This window comes from Inquilinus limosus (assembly GCF_051487185.1).
GTDB lineage: Bacteria > Pseudomonadota > Alphaproteobacteria > DSM-16000 > Inquilinaceae > Inquilinus > Inquilinus limosus_F.
The window spans coordinates 88,565-103,515 of sequence record NZ_JAHVDK010000011.1; the positions used below are offsets into that span (position 1 = coordinate 88,565).

General features: G+C 69.2%; 17 protein-coding genes. 6 read left to right on the forward strand and 11 right to left on the reverse strand.

Annotated elements, in window-relative coordinates:
* Position 1: 1 nt before the first annotated feature.
* Both efeO and efeU read right to left on the reverse strand, forming a co-directional pair.
* Entirely contained in the window at positions 2–1,096 is a 1,095-nt protein-coding gene (gene efeO, locus KXR53_RS14515) for an iron uptake system protein EfeO (protein WP_437375890.1), read from the reverse strand.
* A gap of 13 nt (positions 1,097–1,109) precedes the next feature.
* Positions 1,110–1,940, reverse strand: coding sequence for an iron uptake transporter permease EfeU (efeU, locus tag KXR53_RS14520; protein WP_437375891.1), 831 nt, complete (start codon positions 1,938–1,940; stop codon positions 1,110–1,112).
* 228 nt (positions 1,941–2,168) lie between these two features.
* Here efeU and KXR53_RS14525 point away from each other — a divergent pair, with 228 nt between their 5' ends.
* Positions 2,169–2,471 carry a hypothetical protein gene (locus KXR53_RS14525; protein ID WP_437375892.1) on the forward strand — a complete coding sequence of 101 codons (303 nt, stop codon included), beginning with the start codon at positions 2,169–2,171 and terminating at the stop codon, positions 2,469–2,471.
* A 3-nt stretch (positions 2,472–2,474) separates the two neighbouring features.
* Here the strand turns inward: KXR53_RS14525 and KXR53_RS14530 are convergent, their stop codons facing one another.
* Complete coding sequence (locus KXR53_RS14530; protein WP_437375893.1) at positions 2,475–4,175, reverse strand: SulP family inorganic anion transporter; 1,701 nt, start codon at positions 4,173–4,175, stop codon at positions 2,475–2,477.
* 101 nt (positions 4,176–4,276) lie between these two features.
* The gene (locus tag KXR53_RS14535; protein WP_437375894.1) at positions 4,277–4,528 is read right to left on the reverse strand and encodes a helix-turn-helix domain-containing protein; all 252 of its coding nucleotides are present in this window, start codon (positions 4,526–4,528) and stop codon (positions 4,277–4,279) included.
* Positions 4,529–4,934: 406 nt separating this feature from the next.
* Here KXR53_RS14535 and KXR53_RS14540 point away from each other — a divergent pair, with 406 nt between their 5' ends.
* The 4 genes from KXR53_RS14540 to KXR53_RS14555 all read left to right on the forward strand — a co-directional run bounded on the left by KXR53_RS14540 (position 4,935) and on the right by KXR53_RS14555 (position 8,086).
* On the forward strand, positions 4,935–5,651 hold the full coding sequence (locus KXR53_RS14540; RefSeq protein WP_437375895.1) for an amino acid ABC transporter permease: 717 nt from the start codon (positions 4,935–4,937) through the stop codon (positions 5,649–5,651).
* Positions 5,648–6,400: an amino acid ABC transporter ATP-binding protein gene (locus KXR53_RS14545; RefSeq protein WP_437375896.1), complete on the forward strand. Its 753-nt coding sequence runs from the start codon at positions 5,648–5,650 to the stop codon at positions 6,398–6,400. Before KXR53_RS14540 ends, KXR53_RS14545 begins: the two co-directional genes overlap by 4 nt.
* A gap of 26 nt (positions 6,401–6,426) precedes the next feature.
* On the forward strand, positions 6,427–7,218 hold the full coding sequence (locus tag KXR53_RS14550; protein WP_437375897.1) for a transporter substrate-binding domain-containing protein: 792 nt from the start codon (positions 6,427–6,429) through the stop codon (positions 7,216–7,218).
* A gap of 130 nt (positions 7,219–7,348) precedes the next feature.
* The gene (locus tag KXR53_RS14555; RefSeq protein ID WP_437375898.1) at positions 7,349–8,086 is read left to right on the forward strand and encodes a DUF2076 domain-containing protein; all 738 of its coding nucleotides are present in this window, start codon (positions 7,349–7,351) and stop codon (positions 8,084–8,086) included.
* Positions 8,087–8,094: 8 nt separating this feature from the next.
* Here KXR53_RS14555 and KXR53_RS14560 read toward each other — a convergent pair whose 3' ends face one another.
* The 7 genes from KXR53_RS14560 to KXR53_RS14590 form a co-directional block, all read right to left on the reverse strand.
* Positions 8,095–8,562: an NUDIX domain-containing protein gene (locus tag KXR53_RS14560; protein WP_437375899.1), complete on the reverse strand. Its 468-nt coding sequence runs from the start codon at positions 8,560–8,562 to the stop codon at positions 8,095–8,097.
* A 9-nt stretch (positions 8,563–8,571) separates the two neighbouring features.
* Positions 8,572–9,015 (reverse strand): SRPBCC family protein, encoded by a 444-nt coding sequence (locus KXR53_RS14565; protein ID WP_437375900.1) that lies wholly within the window; start codon positions 9,013–9,015, stop codon positions 8,572–8,574.
* A complete protein-coding gene (locus KXR53_RS14570) occupies positions 8,925–9,344 on the reverse strand; it encodes an ArsR/SmtB family transcription factor (protein WP_437375901.1) in 420 nt (139 codons plus the stop codon). Before KXR53_RS14570 ends, KXR53_RS14565 begins: the two co-directional genes overlap by 91 nt.
* A gap of 153 nt (positions 9,345–9,497) precedes the next feature.
* Positions 9,498–10,130, reverse strand: a complete 633-nt coding sequence (locus KXR53_RS14575; RefSeq protein WP_437375902.1) for a DUF4142 domain-containing protein — start codon at positions 10,128–10,130, stop codon at positions 9,498–9,500.
* Between the two features lie 28 nt (positions 10,131–10,158).
* Positions 10,159–11,553 (reverse strand): hypothetical protein, encoded by a 1,395-nt coding sequence (locus KXR53_RS14580; protein ID WP_437375903.1) that lies wholly within the window; start codon positions 11,551–11,553, stop codon positions 10,159–10,161.
* Positions 11,554–11,747: 194 nt separating this feature from the next.
* Positions 11,748–12,545 carry a LuxR C-terminal-related transcriptional regulator gene (locus KXR53_RS14585; RefSeq protein ID WP_437375904.1) on the reverse strand — a complete coding sequence of 266 codons (798 nt, stop codon included), beginning with the start codon at positions 12,543–12,545 and terminating at the stop codon, positions 11,748–11,750.
* 131 nt (positions 12,546–12,676) lie between these two features.
* Complete coding sequence (locus KXR53_RS14590; protein ID WP_437375905.1) at positions 12,677–13,798, reverse strand: winged helix DNA-binding domain-containing protein; 1,122 nt, start codon at positions 13,796–13,798, stop codon at positions 12,677–12,679.
* A gap of 168 nt (positions 13,799–13,966) precedes the next feature.
* Between KXR53_RS14590 and KXR53_RS14595 the strand changes: the two genes are divergently transcribed.
* A complete protein-coding gene (locus tag KXR53_RS14595; RefSeq protein WP_437375906.1) occupies positions 13,967–14,947 on the forward strand; it encodes a S1C family serine protease in 981 nt (326 codons plus the stop codon).
* Positions 14,948–14,951: the final 4 nt, after the last annotated feature.

The window sequence follows — 14,951 nt, forward strand, 5'->3', positions numbered from 1 at the left end:
GTCAGTCCAGCCCCAAGGCGGTGCGCAGCTTCGGCAGGTCGTCGGCCAGGGCCGTCACCGGGGCCTGCAGCCCGGTGCGGTCGTCGCGGGTCAGCGCCAGCCCGGCCGCGGTCAGGTTGCCGTCGATCCGGTCGCTCAGCGCCTTGTCGGCCTTCTGGCTCAGGGGGCGCAGCAGCCCGACGATCCGCGCCGCGCCCTCGAGATCGGCCTTGGCGACGTCCGGGTCGGGATTGCCGTCGGCGGCCAGGCGGGCCAGCACCGTGGCGGCGCCGCCGGCCATCTTCTCCGGCGGGATCGACAGGCCGGCGATCCGGGCCTGCAGCGCCTGCACATCGGCCGCCAGCTTGTCCGCGACCGGCCCGAGCCCGTCGGCCGAGCCCTTGGTGAACAGCGCGTAGTGCAGCCGGCGGAAGCCGGTGAAGCCCGGGTCGTCCTCCTTCTTCTCGAAATAGTCGGCGCGGGCGTCGAGCGCGGTGTCGAGATCAGCGAACAGGTCGGCGATCGGCTTGATCCGCTGGTAGTGCATCCAGGCCGGGGCCAGCAACTCGCGCGCCTGCGCCAGGTCGCCGGCCTTGACCGCGGTGACCAGGGGCGGGGTGGCGTCGGCCAAGGCCTTGGCCTCGGCGGTGACATAGACCTTGTACTCGGCGATCGGCCCGATCAGCTCGATCAGCGACGGCTGCAGCGCCTGGGCCGGGGCGTTCTTCGCCGCGGTCACGGTCAGGGTGCCGCGCGGGTTGCTCAACAGGCCGCAGGTGATCTGGTAGGTGCCGGGCTCCAGCCTCGCCGTCAGGCTCTGGGTGAAGCCGGGGGCGATGTTCTCGCGCTCCTCCACCACCATCACGCCCTGCAGGATCTCCCATTCCAGCGCGCGGTCGCTCGCGTTCTTGACCTGGAAGGTGACGCGGCCGGCCTCGACCGTCAGCTCGTTCGGCTCGCAGCTCTTGGCGGTGATGGTCACGGCCGTGCCGCCCGCGGCGGTCTTGGGCGCGCCGGCGCGGTGCAGATAGGCGTAGACGCCGAGGCCGGCGACGGCGACGGCCAGGACCGCGACGACGCCGATGCCGATCCGGGTGGTGCGCTGCAAGGACGACATTCTTGCTCCGGGCTCAGGCGTTCGACCGCGCTTCCTGCGCGACCCGGCCGCCGCTCAGGAACAGGGGCAGGGTGACGATGAGGAAGAGGAGGTAGACGGCGACCTCGCCGACCGTCGGCGTGTCCTGGTAGCCGAAGATGCCGGCCAGCACCGAGCCGAGCGGCCCGTCGATCGGCAGGACATGGCTGAGGTCGAAGGCGATCTCCTGCAGCCCGTTCCACAGCCCGGCCTCGTGCAGCGCCCGCAGCGACCCGGCCAGGAGGCCGGCGGCGACCACCAGGATGAAGAGGCCGGTCCAGCGGAAGAAGCGCTTCAGGTTCAGCCGCACCCCGCCCCAGTAGATGGCGAAGCCGACCGCCACCGCGACCAGCACCCCGGCCAAGGCGCCGATCGGCGCCTCGAGGCCGACGTCCTGCTGGAAGGTGGCGAGCAGGAAGAACACCGATTCCAGCCCCTCACGGGCGACCGCGAAGAAGGCCATGCCGATCAGCGCCAGCCCTTTCGCGTCGTGCCCTTCCAGCGCGGCGTCGACCGAATGCTGCAGCTGCGCCTTGATCGACCGTGCGGCCTTGCGCATCCAGAACACCATCGAGGTCAGGATGAAGACGGCGACGAGGCCGACCAGCGCCTCGAACAGCTCCTGCTCGCGCTGCGGGAACTCGGCGCTGACCAGGTTCAGCACGATGCCGACGGCGATCGAGAGCAGGACGGCGATGGCGATGCCGATCCAGACCAGCGGCATCCATTGCGACCGTCCGGTCTGGCGCAGATAGCCGGCGATGATGCCGACGATCAGGGCGGCCTCGATGCCCTCGCGCATCATGATCAGGAACGGTACAAGCATCCCGACATCATCCCGAACCCGCCGCCCCCCGGGCGGCGCCCATGCCCGCGACAGTTGCGAGCAAGAATGCGTATCTCTCGCAATTCTTCTGCTCCCATCGCCCGGCGTTGTCGAGGCCGCTTCGCTGCGAAGTACATTAAATTTGTGGTAAGGCGGTGCTGCGAGCGACCCTCCGCCCGGAACCGGCGATGCGCAGCCGCTGTTGGCGGGGCAGAAAGGAGCCTGCCCATGCCCGAGACCGGAGCCCCCAAAACCGCCGCCGGCGCCGCAGCGGATGTTTCAGGATCGAAGTCGACCCGCGCCGCCGCCGACATGGACGCAGCCGGCGCCGAGACGGGAACCGCCCGCCGCGATCTGGAGGCGGATCTGCGCGCCCTGCGAGAGGACGTCGCCCGCCTCGGCGAGACCGTGGCGTCGATGGCGCAGGCCAGGGCGACCGCGATCGACGAGGTGGTGCACCGCAACCCCTGGTCGGCCGTGATCACCGCCCTCTGCATCGGCTTCTGCCTCGGCGTCAGGGCGCGGCTGTAGACCCTAAGCTGCCCCGGCGGGGCTTGCCGTGTTCGAGGCGGCCCGCCGGGCTGCTTTCAGCGCATCGGCCGGATTCGCCTTGAACCGCACCAGCGGCGGCCGGACACCGTGCGTCAGCAGGGCGCGCAGGATCGGCCGGCGGGCGCCGGCGATGGTGACTGTCGCGCCCTGGCGCCGGGCCTTGCGTGCGAAGCCCTCGATCGTCGCGGCGGCGGTGGAATCGATCACCGGGACCGCCGAGAAGTCGACGACATAGGCCTTGGGATGCTCGCCGATCCGGTCCAGCGCCGCCGCCACCCCGGCCGCGGCGCCGAAGAAGAAGGCGCCGGAGATCCTGTAGGCCACGACGTCGCGATCGGTCGCCAGCGCGGCGTCGTAGGGCGCCCGGCCGTGGCCGTCGGCGGTGTCGGGCCGATCCACCTCCACCGCCTGGGCCATGCGGTGCAGGAACAGAAGGGCGCCGAGGCCGAAGCCGGCCAGGATGCCCTCGGTCAGGTCGCGGAACACCACCAGGCCGAAGGTCGCCAGCAGCACCACCGCATCGCCGACGGACGCCCGGATCAGCGTCGCGAACTGGTGCTTCTCGGCCATGGTCCAGGCCACCACCGCCAGCACGCCGGCGAGGGCAGAGAGCGGGATGAAGGCCGCCAGCGGTGCCGCCGCCATCATGAACAGCAGCAGGAAGACCGAATGCAGCGTGCCGGAGATCGGCCCGCGCGCGCCGGCCCGCACATTGGTGGCGGTGCGGGCGATCGTGCCGGTGACGCAGATGCCGCCGAACAGGGCGGAGGCGATGTTCGCCAGCCCCTGGGCCACCAGCTCGCAGTTCGAGCGGTGCCGTCGTCCGCTCATGCTATCGGCGACCACGGCGGATAGCAGGCTCTCGATGCCGCCCAAGAGTGTGAAGGACAGGGCCGCCGGCAGCACCTCCTGGATCCGCGCCCAGGACAGGTCGGGCAGGCGCGGGGCGGGGAGGGAGGAAGGGACGCCGCCGAAGCGGGTGCCGATGGTCTCGACCGGCAGCCCCAGCACGGCCGCCAGGACCGCGGCCAGGGCGACCGCGATCAGGTAGGACGGCCAGTGCGGCCGCAGCCGCCGTACCAGCAGGATGGTGCCGATCGACAGCGCCGCGACGGCGATGGCCGCGGCGTTGGCGGTCGGCAGCGCCCGGCCCAGCGCCTCCAGCTTCGGGATGAACGGCCCGGGCTCGGGCCCGACCAGGGTCAGGCCCAGCAGGTCCTTGATCTGGCTGGCGAAGATGATCATGGCGATGCCGGCGGTGAAGCCGACGGTCACCGGGTAGGGGATGTATTTGATGAAGGTGCCGAGCCGGAGGAGGCCGATCGCCGACAGCATCATCCCGGACAGGAAGGTCGCCAGCAGCAGACCGTCGACGCCGTGCTGCGCCACCGTGGCGGCGACCAGCACGATGAAGGCGCCGGCCGGGCCGCCGATCTGGAACCGGCTGCCGCCGAGCGCCGAGACGATGAAGCCGCCGATGATCGAGGCGGTGAGACCGCGGTCCGGGGTGACGCCGGAGGCGATGGCGATCGCCATTGACAGCGGCAGGGCCACGATCGCGACGGTCAGCCCGGCCACGGCGTCGGCCTTGAGGTCGGCGAGGCCGTAGCGCTCGCGCAGCACGGTCACGAGCTTCGGCGTGAACAGCTCAGCGAAGGACGGATCACGACTCTGGGCCACCATCGACCTCGACACTTCCGGCACCGCATGGGCGGCGGGATCGTCGGGTCGGCCGGCGGTCGCCGTCGCTGAACAGCCTCGTCAGCCGGCTTCCGCCCCTCCAGCTACCGCGGGGTCTTGAACCGCACCCCGCGGCCGCCCTCGCGGCTCACCGCATGATCGCCGATCAGCTCGACCCCGGCCCGGCCGAAGGCCTCGACCACCTTGGTCAGCGTGTCGACCACGCCGCGGACGTTGCCCTCGCTGGCCTCCATGCGCTGGATCGTCGGCAGCGACACGCCCGACAGCTCGGCGAGCTGCCGCTGATCGATGCCGAGCAGGGCGCGGGCAGCCCGCATCTGGGCGGCGGTGATCATGCAGTTTCCTCTGACAAAGCTAAGGTATTGGACGGTAGGAGTGATGTCTAGAGCATCAGTGCGGATGTTTGATGTCTGGATTCTGATGGCTGTGTCACATCGAGTCCTGCGACTGCCAGCGGCGGGGGCGCCATCCGAGCATGCTTCCCCGGTCGAGGAAAGGGCGAACCGGAGCGGCAGCGACGGGCAAATGACGCAGAGTCTTGTGAAAATTATATGCACGTTTCGCATTTGCGCTTTCGGGGACGGCTCGCCATCTCTCGCGCTCGTCGCGCCGATCCCGCTCCTGGGACGGGGCATCCGGCCCGAACAGCAGGTTGACGCTTCCCGTGCCCACCACATCCTTCCTGGCCATCCGCCTCTCTGATGGAGCGCGCGGCGAGGCCCTCTTCCGCGCGGAGGCCGCATGACCTCGATCCTCGACTTCGACTATTTCCTGTCGGCCTTCCCGCTGATCCTGCCCTATCTGCCGGTGACGCTGCTGATCGCCTTCAGCGCCATGGCGCTCGGCCTGGTCATCGGCACCGGCGCCGCCCTGGTCCGGATCTACCGCATCCCGCTGCTGCGGCAGCTGGCGACGCTCTACATCTCCTTCATCCGCGGCACGCCGCTGCTGGTGCAGATCTACCTCGCCTATTATGGCATCCCGAAGCTGCTGCAATACGTGAACGCCCAACTCGGCACCGAGATCGACGTCAACCGGGTGCCGGCGCTGGTCTTCGTCATCTTCAGCTTCTCGGTCAATGTCGGCGCCTATCTGTCGGAGGCGATCCGCTCCGCCCTCTTGTCGATCGACCGCGGCCAGGCCGAGGCCGCCTATTCGATCGGCATGACGCCGGTTCAGGCGATGCGCCGGATCATCCTGCCCCAGGCCCTGGCGGTGGCCCTGCCCAATCTCGGCAACAGCTTCATCAGCCTGATCAAGGACACTTCGCTGGCCTTCCTGATCGCCGTCGTCGACATCATGGCCGCGGCCAAGATCATCGGCGGCCGGTCGCTGCGCTTCTTCGAACTCTACCTGGCGGTCGCGGTGATCTACTGGGTGATCTGCATCTTGGTCGAGGTGGCGATGCGGCGCTGGGAGGCCTATCTGACCCGCGGCCGCCGGGACATCGCCGCATGATCTCGATCCGTGACGTCCGCAAATCCTTCAGGGGCCAGGTCGTGGTGGACGGCATCGGCCTCGATGTCGACCGCGGCGGCATCGTCTCGATCCTCGGCCCCTCGGGCTCGGGCAAATCAACCTTCCTGCGCTGCCTGAACCGGCTGGAGACGCCGGAATCCGGCACCATCGACATCGCCGGCGACCGCTACGACCTGGCGCATCTGGACCGGCGCCGGCTGCAGGCGCTGCGCATGCGCATCGGCATGGTGTTCCAGAACTACAACCTGTTCCGCCACAGGACGGCGATCGAGAACGTCCTCGAAGGCCTCTTGGTGGTGAAGCGCCTGCCGCGGCGCGAGGCGCAGGGGATCGCGGAGCACCACCTCGCTTTGATGGGGCTGGCCGACAAGGCGCTGCAGTACCCGTCCTCGCTGTCCGGCGGCCAGCAGCAGCGGGTGGCGATCGCGCGAACGTTGGCGATGGCGCCGGAGCTGATCCTGTTCGACGAGCCGACCAGCGCCCTCGACCCCGAGCACACGGGCGAGGTGCTGGAGGCGATCCGCAAGGCGGCGGGGCAAGGCATCCCGATGATCATCGTCACCCACGAGATGGGCTTCGCCCGCGAGATCTCTAGCCAGGTGCTGTTCATCGATGGCGGCCGCGTGATCGAGCAAGGCGACCCGAAATCGCTGTTCGGCAACCCGCAGCAGCAGCGGACGCGGGATTTCCTCAAGAACTACCTGCGGTCCTTCAGCTTCGACATCTGAGGGGCCTGCCAACCATGGAGAGAAGGATGCGTTACATTCTGGCGAAGGGCGCCGCGGCGGTCGCGGGCCTGGTCGCCCTGGCCCTTGCGGCGGCCCCGGCGGCGGCGCAGGAGACGGTGCGGGTGGGGACGGAGGGCACCTACGCGCCCTTCACCTACCAGGACGACAGCGGCAAGCTGACCGGCTACGACGTCGAGGTGCTGCGCCTGGTCGAGGCCAAGGTGCCGGACCTGACGTTCGACTTCGTGCCGCAGCCCTGGGACAGCATGTTCCTGGGCCTCGAATCCGGCAAATACGACGTCGTCGCCAACGAGATCTCGAAGACGCCGGAGCGCGCGACCAAGTACCTGTTCTCCGACGTCGCCTACTTCCACAGCGGCTCCTCCATCATCGTCAAGAAGGGCGTCACCGGCATCCACAGCCTCGACGACCTGAAGGGCAAGCTGGTCGGCGCCGGCGTGGGCAGCGAGCACGCCAAGCTGGTCGAGGACTATCTCGCCGCCCATCCGGGCGCGTTCGAGATCCGCTATTATGACGGCAATGTCACGCCGGTGCTGCTGGACGTGGCCGAAGGCCGGATCGACGCCCATGTCAACGACCCGATCGTGGCCAAGGACCATGCCGAGAAGTTGGGCCTGCCGGTCGAGGCGACCGGCGACCTGCTGACCAAGGTTCCCGCTTATCTGGTGTTCCGCCAGGACGCCAAGGGCGAGGCGCTGAAGGCCAAGATCGACGCCGCGCTGACCGCGCTAAAGGCCGACGGCTCGCTGGCGAAGCTGTCGCAGCAGTGGTTCGGCCAGGACTACACCCAGGACTGACGGGGAAGGGGCACCGCGACAGCGCGGCGCGACACTGCGCCGCTCCGTCGATTGCGGCTCAACATGGCCGCGCCCATATCAGCGGCGGAAGGGGGATGCCCGCGGCAGCGGGCCCGACCGGAGAGTTGTGATGACACCCCAGGAACGCGAGCTCCTGACCAATCTCGTCGCCCGGCTGAAGCAGGCCCCGCCCGCCGAAAGGGACGAGGAGGCGACGGCGATGATCCGGGACCTGGTCCGCGACCTGCCCGACGCCCCCTATCTGCTGGCGCAGACCGTGCTGATCCAGGACTACGCGCTGCACCAGGCGCAGGCCCGGATCGCGGAGCTGGAGCGCCAGGCCCAGCAGCCGCAGCGCAGCGGCGGCAGCGGCAGCTTTCTCGGCGCCATCTTCGGCAGCGGCGCCGGCCGTCCGCAGCCGGCCCCGCAGCCGCAGACGCCGGCCACCACCCAGGCTCCCTCGGCCTATGCCCAGGCCCAGCCCGGCCCGTGGGGCGGCGGCGGACCCTTCGGCCAATCCTCTGCTGGCCCGTCCTTCCTGCGCAGCGCCGCCGCCACCGCGGCCGGCGTCGCCGGCGGCGCGCTGGTGTTCCAGGGCATCGAGTCGCTGTTCGGCCTTGGCCATGGCGGCTGGGGCGGCCTCGGCACCGGCTTCTCCGGCCCGGCCCCCGGCCTGACCGAGACGGTGATCAACAACTACTATGGCGACGCCGGCCCCGGCGGGGACGGCACTGATCTGCGCGACGCCGACGCCGCGCCGCAGGACGACGGCCAGGACGTCCAGGATGCCGACTATCAGGACGACGGCAGCCAGGGCGATTTCGGCGGCGGCGACTTCGGTGGCGGCGACGACACGCTGAGCTCCTGACCGGGGTTTCAGCCCGCTGCGTTCAGGATCTCCGCCAGCCGGTCGAGCAGGGGGCGCTGGCCTTCCAGGATCTTCTCCCGGGCGGTCGGCAGGTCGAACCATTCGGCCCGGTCGACCTCCGGGAAGCTCTGGATCCGGCCGCTCTTCGGCGGCCACTCCAGCTCGAAGGTGCCGCTGCGCACCTGGCCGACATCCAGGTCGCCGGCGACGGCGAAGGCCGTGACCGCCTTGCCGCCGCGCTGGCGGATCCGGCCGAGCGGCAGCAGCGGCCCGGCGGGCTCAGCCCCCAGCTCCTCGGCGAATTCGCGTTTCGCCGCGACCTCCGCATCCTCGTCCGGGTCCAGCTCTCCTTTCGGGATCGACCAGGCGCCGAGATCCTTGCGCTGCCAGAACGGGCCGCCGGGATGCACCAGCAGGACATGGAGCCGCCCGTCCACGCGCTTGTGCATCAGCAGTCCGGCGCTCTCCGCAGGCATGGACCTCTCTCAGGCGACGGCTTCTTCCAGAAGATAGCGCTCCAGCCGGTCGAGGCAGCCGCCCCAGCCCTCGCGGTGGCGATCGCGGGCCGGCTCGTCGAAGAACTGCTCATGCGTCAGGATCAGCACGGTGCCGTCGCCGTCCGGCCGCAGCGTCAGCGTCACCTGCGACTCCCGCTCCGGCATCGTCCGCCAGGCCCAGGAGAACACCAGCTTCTCGTTCGGCACGACCTCCTTGTACACGCCGCCGACATCGTGCCGCTCGCCGTCGGGGGTGGAGAAGGCGACGTGATAGCGGCCGCCGACGCGCGGGTCGGCCTCGGCGCTGATGGTCTCGGCGCTGGCCGGCCCGAACCAGCGCATTATTTTTTCCGGGTCGGTCCAGGCGGCGTAGACTTTGGCGGGAGGGGCGGCGAGGCGGCGCCGGAGGCTGAGGCTGGGCTTGGCGAGCATGACTCCTCCTCGACGAAGGCGGCCAGGCGGTCGAGCTGTTCGGACCAGAAGCGCTGATAGCGGCTCAGCCAGTCCATCGCCTGCTCCATCGGTGCCGCGGACAGACGGCAGGTCACGGTGCGGCCGGTCTTGGTCCGCGTGATCAGCCCGGCCTCGGACAGCACGTCGAGATGCTTCATCACGGCCGGCAGCGACATGGTGAAGGGCCGGGCCAGTTCGCTGACCGAGAGGTCCTGCTGCTCGCCCAGCCGGGCGATCAGCGCCCGGCGCGTCGGGTCGGCCAGCGCGGCGAAAGTGCGGTCCAGGGTGAGCTCTTGATAGTTAACCATAAAGTTAAACTTAAGGTTGTCGGGACGGCGCTGTCAAGCGCGGATCACCGACAGCCCTTATCGCACCCAGCGCCGGAAGCCCAGCGGCCGGATAGCGCACCCGTCTCGCTCCGGCGCGCCACCATGGCCGCTCCGCCGCCCGGCAAGGACGGTTCACTTCGCCTTCGGCACCGGCGGCGCGGTCGCCTGGACGGCCATCTCGGTGTGCAGGCGCTGCGCCATCTGCAGGTGCTGGAACACCACCGGCAGGGTCTCGGCGGCAAAGGCCTTCAGATCCTCGTCCTGGCCGGAGCCGATCTCGTACTCCAGCAGCTGCGCCGTGACCTGGTGGTCGGTGATCTGGCTGGCGATGTAGGCGCGGTCGAAATCGGCGCCGTCCAACCCTTTCAGCCGGTCGTGGATCGCCTGGTGCTCGGCATCCATTTCATCGGGCAGGACGATCCCGGCCGCCTTGGCCAGCTCGGCCAGACGATCGTTGGCGCGGCCGTGGTCGCGCACCATGCGCCGGCCGAAGTCTCTCATCGCGTCGCTGCCGCCCTGCGCTTCCGCCAGCTTGCCGAAGGCCACCTCCGCCAGGCCGCCCCGGGCGGCGGCGACGGCGAAGACCTGGTCCGACGGGTTCGGCCGGTGCGGGGCCGGCATGCCGGGCGTCCCTTCCGGTGTGCCGGCGGGGGTGCCGGCCGGGTTGCCCGGCGCCGGGGTCGTGGGAATCGTGGTCTGGGCCCAGGCCGGCGCCGACCCGAGCAACAGGGCCGCCAGCGCCGCGGCCGCGAACCGATCGATCATGCCGGTTCCTCCTTCCATGGCCGGCGGCTCACAGCGCCAGCATGTAAGCGGTCAGCGCGTCCTTCTCCTCCTGGGTCAGCTTCAGCCCGAGCACCAGATTGAAGAACTCCACCGTGTCGGCCAGGGTCATCAGACGGCCGTCATGCAGGTAGGGCGGTGAATCCTTGATGCCGCGCAGGGTGAAGGTCTTGATCGGTCCGGCCGGCAGCATGACCTTGCCGTTCACGGTCTGGCTGAAGTCATAGAACCGCTCCGTCTTCAGGTCGTGCATCTGGTTGTCCATGAAGGCGGTCTGCGGGATGTGGCAGGTGGCGCACTGGCCCTTGCCCATGAAGATCCGCTCGCCCGCCAGCTCCTGCTCGGTCGCCCTGGCCGGGTCCAGACGCCCCAGCGGGTCCAGCTTCGGCGCCGGCGGGAAGTCGATCATGTTCTGCATCTGCGCCATCATCGCCGTCTGGTCGTGCCGGTCCGGCAGGTTGACGCCCTTGCGCTGGGCGCTCATCTGGTCGCCGTTGAAATAGGCAGTGCGCTGCTCGAATTCGGTGAAGTCCTCGACCGAGCGCAGCGAGCGCTTCGAGCCATGGATCTGCTGGTTGAACATGCCGCGCAGGCTGACCGTATCGATCCGGAACCGCGCCGCCTGCGGCCTTGTGTCGGGGTTCAGGTGGAAGGCCGCGTTGCTGTGGAAGTTGGCGTGGCAGTCCAGGCAGGTGACGCCCAGGCTCTGGTCGGCGCTCTTGCGGTCCTCGGTCTGGTTGAACTCCTCCTGCGGGAAAGGCGTCAGCAGCAGCCGAAGGCCTTCCATCTGCACCGGGGTGATCAGCCCGACCATAATGGCGTAGTAATTCTTGATGGTCAGCAGCTGCCCGCGCGAGACGTCGCCGAGTTCCGGATGCGTGGTCAGGAAGATCGGCGGCGGGAATTCCGGGGTGAAGGCGTCGGGCAGGTCGAAATCGACGTCGAAGCGGCGCAGGTTGCGCTGCTCCTGCCGGGCGACGTCGTCGATCTGGCTGTTCGGGAACACCTGGCCGCCGGTCGCCTGCTTGACATGGGGCAGGGGCAGGAAGCCGGCCGGGAACAGGCCGCGCTGGCGGATCTCGTCCGGGCTCATCGCCGACAGCTCGTCCCAGGTGACGCCTTGCGGCAGCTTCACCCGGACGCCGCCCTGCACCGGCTTGCGCCCACCCGACATCATCACGCCCGGGATCGGCCGGTCGGCCAGGTCGTAGCGATCCTCCAGCAGCGCCCGCTGGCGCTGCATTACCTCCGGCTTGGCCGCCTCGTCATCCGCTTTGACCTGGTCGAAGGGCTGGGTGGGCAGGGGCCGGTAGGTCGCGTCCGGCGGCAGCGACTGGGCCAGGGCGCCGACGCCGGCGACGATGCCGGCCGTCAGCAGGGACAGGGGCAGCAGGCGGCGGGCCATCGGGCACCTCGTGAAATCGTCCTCGGAATTCACGACGCCGAGCGACGCGGCGTTTTCCCGGCCAACAGGAACTTAGTCGCGCCGGTTCCTGCGCCCAGATAATTTTGGGCAACCGCGACGCCCGGAGGCCCCGGTCTGCTTCTTCGGCCCGAGCGTGCAGCCCAGCGGCTCCCCTCCGGTTCGACAGCCGGTCCTCAGGAAAGGTCCCGTTTCCGATTCTGTTGAAGCCAGGTGTTCAGCTTGAACGCGACTTCCGTGCGATTTCGAGCCTGAAGCTTTCGCATTATGTTTCGCACATGCACCTTTACCGTGTTCTCGTGAATATTCAACTCATAGGCAATGGTTTTGTTGGTTTTGCCTCTCAATAATCCTTGGGCGACATTGGTTTGCTGGACGGTCAAGAGACCATCGGTCGGGTCCTTTGATCGAGCCGGAGCTTCGCGTTGCTGATATAGCCGGACGAGACAGTTGGCGGGAATGAATGCTCCGCCGGATTGGATCAATCGGATCGCACCGAGTATCATGCTGACGCTCATATTGCTGGATAGATATCCCTGAATTCCGGAGGTCAATATCTTGACCGCAAGATCCGTATCCTCATCGTCTCCCAAGGCTAGAATGCCGATGTGGGGATATTGCGATTTCAGGTCTGCTAGATCGTCAATAATTTCGTGGGCATGTTCTTCGCTGGCAGGCCCTATATTGATGATGATGATCGAGGTGCGCTGAGGGGTGTCCCTGTCGACCAGCCAATCTTCGAGGCTGGCGAAGGCTGCCACGAGATATCCGGCGCCGGCATCCTCGATCGCTTTCACCAGGCCATCTCGGCTGAGCGTGCGATGGTCGATGATGGTGACCACCGACGCTGCTCGGACTTCATCGCCAAGCATGCCCCGTCCGGTCTCTGCGAATGGGTCGTGGAAACCCGTCTGCTCGACCGCTTGGCTCTCCGGAGGCGGCGGCATCGTGGCAGTCCCTCGATACGCGAGCATTCCTCTCCTCCCCGATGTTATTCAGACCACGACAGGGTTCTGGCACCTCCAACGAGAGCGTCGGAGGTTTGGTTCAAATTTGCGGAGAACTTGCCGATAGCTCCTCAAGGATGACGCCGTGGCGGCCACTTCTATTCCAGCGCGTCGATCCGCACCTCGCGGCTTTTGGCACCCTCGGCGACCAGGGCCAGCAGCCGCTCGCCTTCCTTCGTCACCGCCGCGGCCTCGGCCGGCGATAGCGGCTCGAAGGGCTGGGTCCGCAGCACAGCGGCGCCACGCGCCTGGGTGACCTTCCAGCTGCCACGGACCATGCCGTCCACGAGCAGCACCGGCGGCATGAAATTGCCGTAGACTAGCGGGCGGTGCTGTGGGGCGATGATGTGGTCGCGCTCGGCATGGGACAGCAGCAGGTTGTCGTATTCCGGCAAGAAGCGCGGCGGCGCAGGCGCGTCCGGGCCGGGCCGCGGCGCATCCGGCAGGTCGAACAGCTCGCGCCCCGTCTCGTCGCGGAACGTCAGCAGCCTGGGCCGCAGCCGGTCGACCACGGATTGCAGCCGGGTCAGGCCCGACCAGGTCTGCATGTCCTGCACGCTGGCCGGGCCGAAGGCGGCGAGGTAACGCAGCAGCATCGCGTCCGGCGTCGTGTCGGTGCCGAGCTGTTGCCGCAGCCAGCTCTCCGCCGTGGTGCAGAGCGGCAGGCCGCCGATGCCCCACAGGCCGCGCGGCGGCACCTGCACCAACGGCGCCAGGTTGCGGATGGCGTAGGACAGAGACTTGGCGTCGCGGTCCGGCCACTGCTTCTGCAGCAGCCGGCCCAGCTCCTCGACCGTGCGCGGCTGGTCGACCAGGAGGCGGCGCCCAGCCGCGACCAGCGCCTCCAGATCCATCCCGGCCAGCGTCTTGCCGTAGGGCGTGCCGGTCATCAGCAGCCGCTCCTGCACACCCTGCAGCACCGGGCGCAGCGCCAGGCAGTCGCGGGCGGTGACGAGGTGGATCGTCGACCGCATGAGGGCGATCCGCACCGCCTTGCGGTCGCGGATCAGCTCGGCCAGGTCCTCCAGCTCGAACCGCTCCAGCCGGCTCCACAGCCCGACATAGGGGGCGGTGGGGGATTGCGACTGCATCCCGACCAGCCGCTCGATCGCCTCGACGGCGGTCGCGGGCCAGCGCTGCAACAGGCCCTGCCGGGCCAGAAGCGCCTGGTTGCGGCTGCGCCGGTCCAGCACCTCTCCCGCCGTCTGCCCCTTCGCCATGCGTCCCCCGATCCTGCGGCTTCGGGCGCCAGCCTGTCCCGGATCGGCGGCGGCAGACAAGACCGAGCGAAGCGGCTGGCCGGTCCGCACCGTCTCGGGGCTTGCATCCGGCCCCGCATGGCGTCGAGAATTGGTGGAGTACCCCCGCCCGATACCATGGAGGCCGCGATGGCCCTCGGACCGGACGACTGGGAAGTGCCCGTGCGGGCGCAGCCCGACCCCGACGACTACGTCTTCGACCTCGACCGTGCGCTGGACGCCGTGCTCGGCCTGACCGCGCGCATCCCAACCGATGCCTTCACCGCCGGCACGCTCGGCACCGAACGCGCCGGCAACGGCGTGGTGATCCGCGACGACGGCATCGTGCTGACCATCGGCTACCTGATCACCGAGGCCGAGGAGGTCTGGCTCACCACCAATGCCGGCCGGGTCGTGCCCGGGCATGTGCTGGGCTACGACCAGTCGACCGGCTTCGGCCTGGTCCAGGCGCTGGGCCCGCTCGGCCTGCCGGCGCTGAAGCCAGGCTACGGTCGTGCCGCCTCGCCCGGCACCGAGGTGGTGATCGCCGGCGCCGGCGGCCGCCGGCGCTCGCTGGCCGGGCGGATCGTCGCCCGCCAGGAATTCGCGGGATACTGGGAGTATGTGCTGGACGAGGCGATGTTCACCGCTCCGGCGCATCCGCATTGGGGCGGCACCGCGGTGATCGGCCCGGCCGGCGACCTGCTCGGCATCGGCTCGCTGCAGATCCAGCACCAGGCGGCCGGGGGTCGGATGCTGCCGCTGAACATGGCGGTGCCGATCGACCTGCTGCAGCCGATCTTCGACGACCTGACGACGCTCGGCCGCGCCGACCGGCCGCCGCGCCCCTGGCTCGGCCTGTTCGCGACCGAGGATGAAGGCCGGGTGGTGGTGGTCGGCTTCGCCGGCAACGGCCCGGCCCGGCGGGCGGGGCTGCGCGAGGGCGACGCCGTGCTCGCGGTCGACGGCGAGGCGGTCAGTGACCTCGCTGGCTTCTTCCGCGCCGTCTGGGCGCTGGGCGAGGCCGGGGTCGAGGTGCCGCTGACGCTCGACCGCGAGGGCGACGTGTTCGACGTGCATGTCCGCTCAACCGACCGGGCCCGGGTGCTGAAATCAGCCAAGTTGCACTGACGGG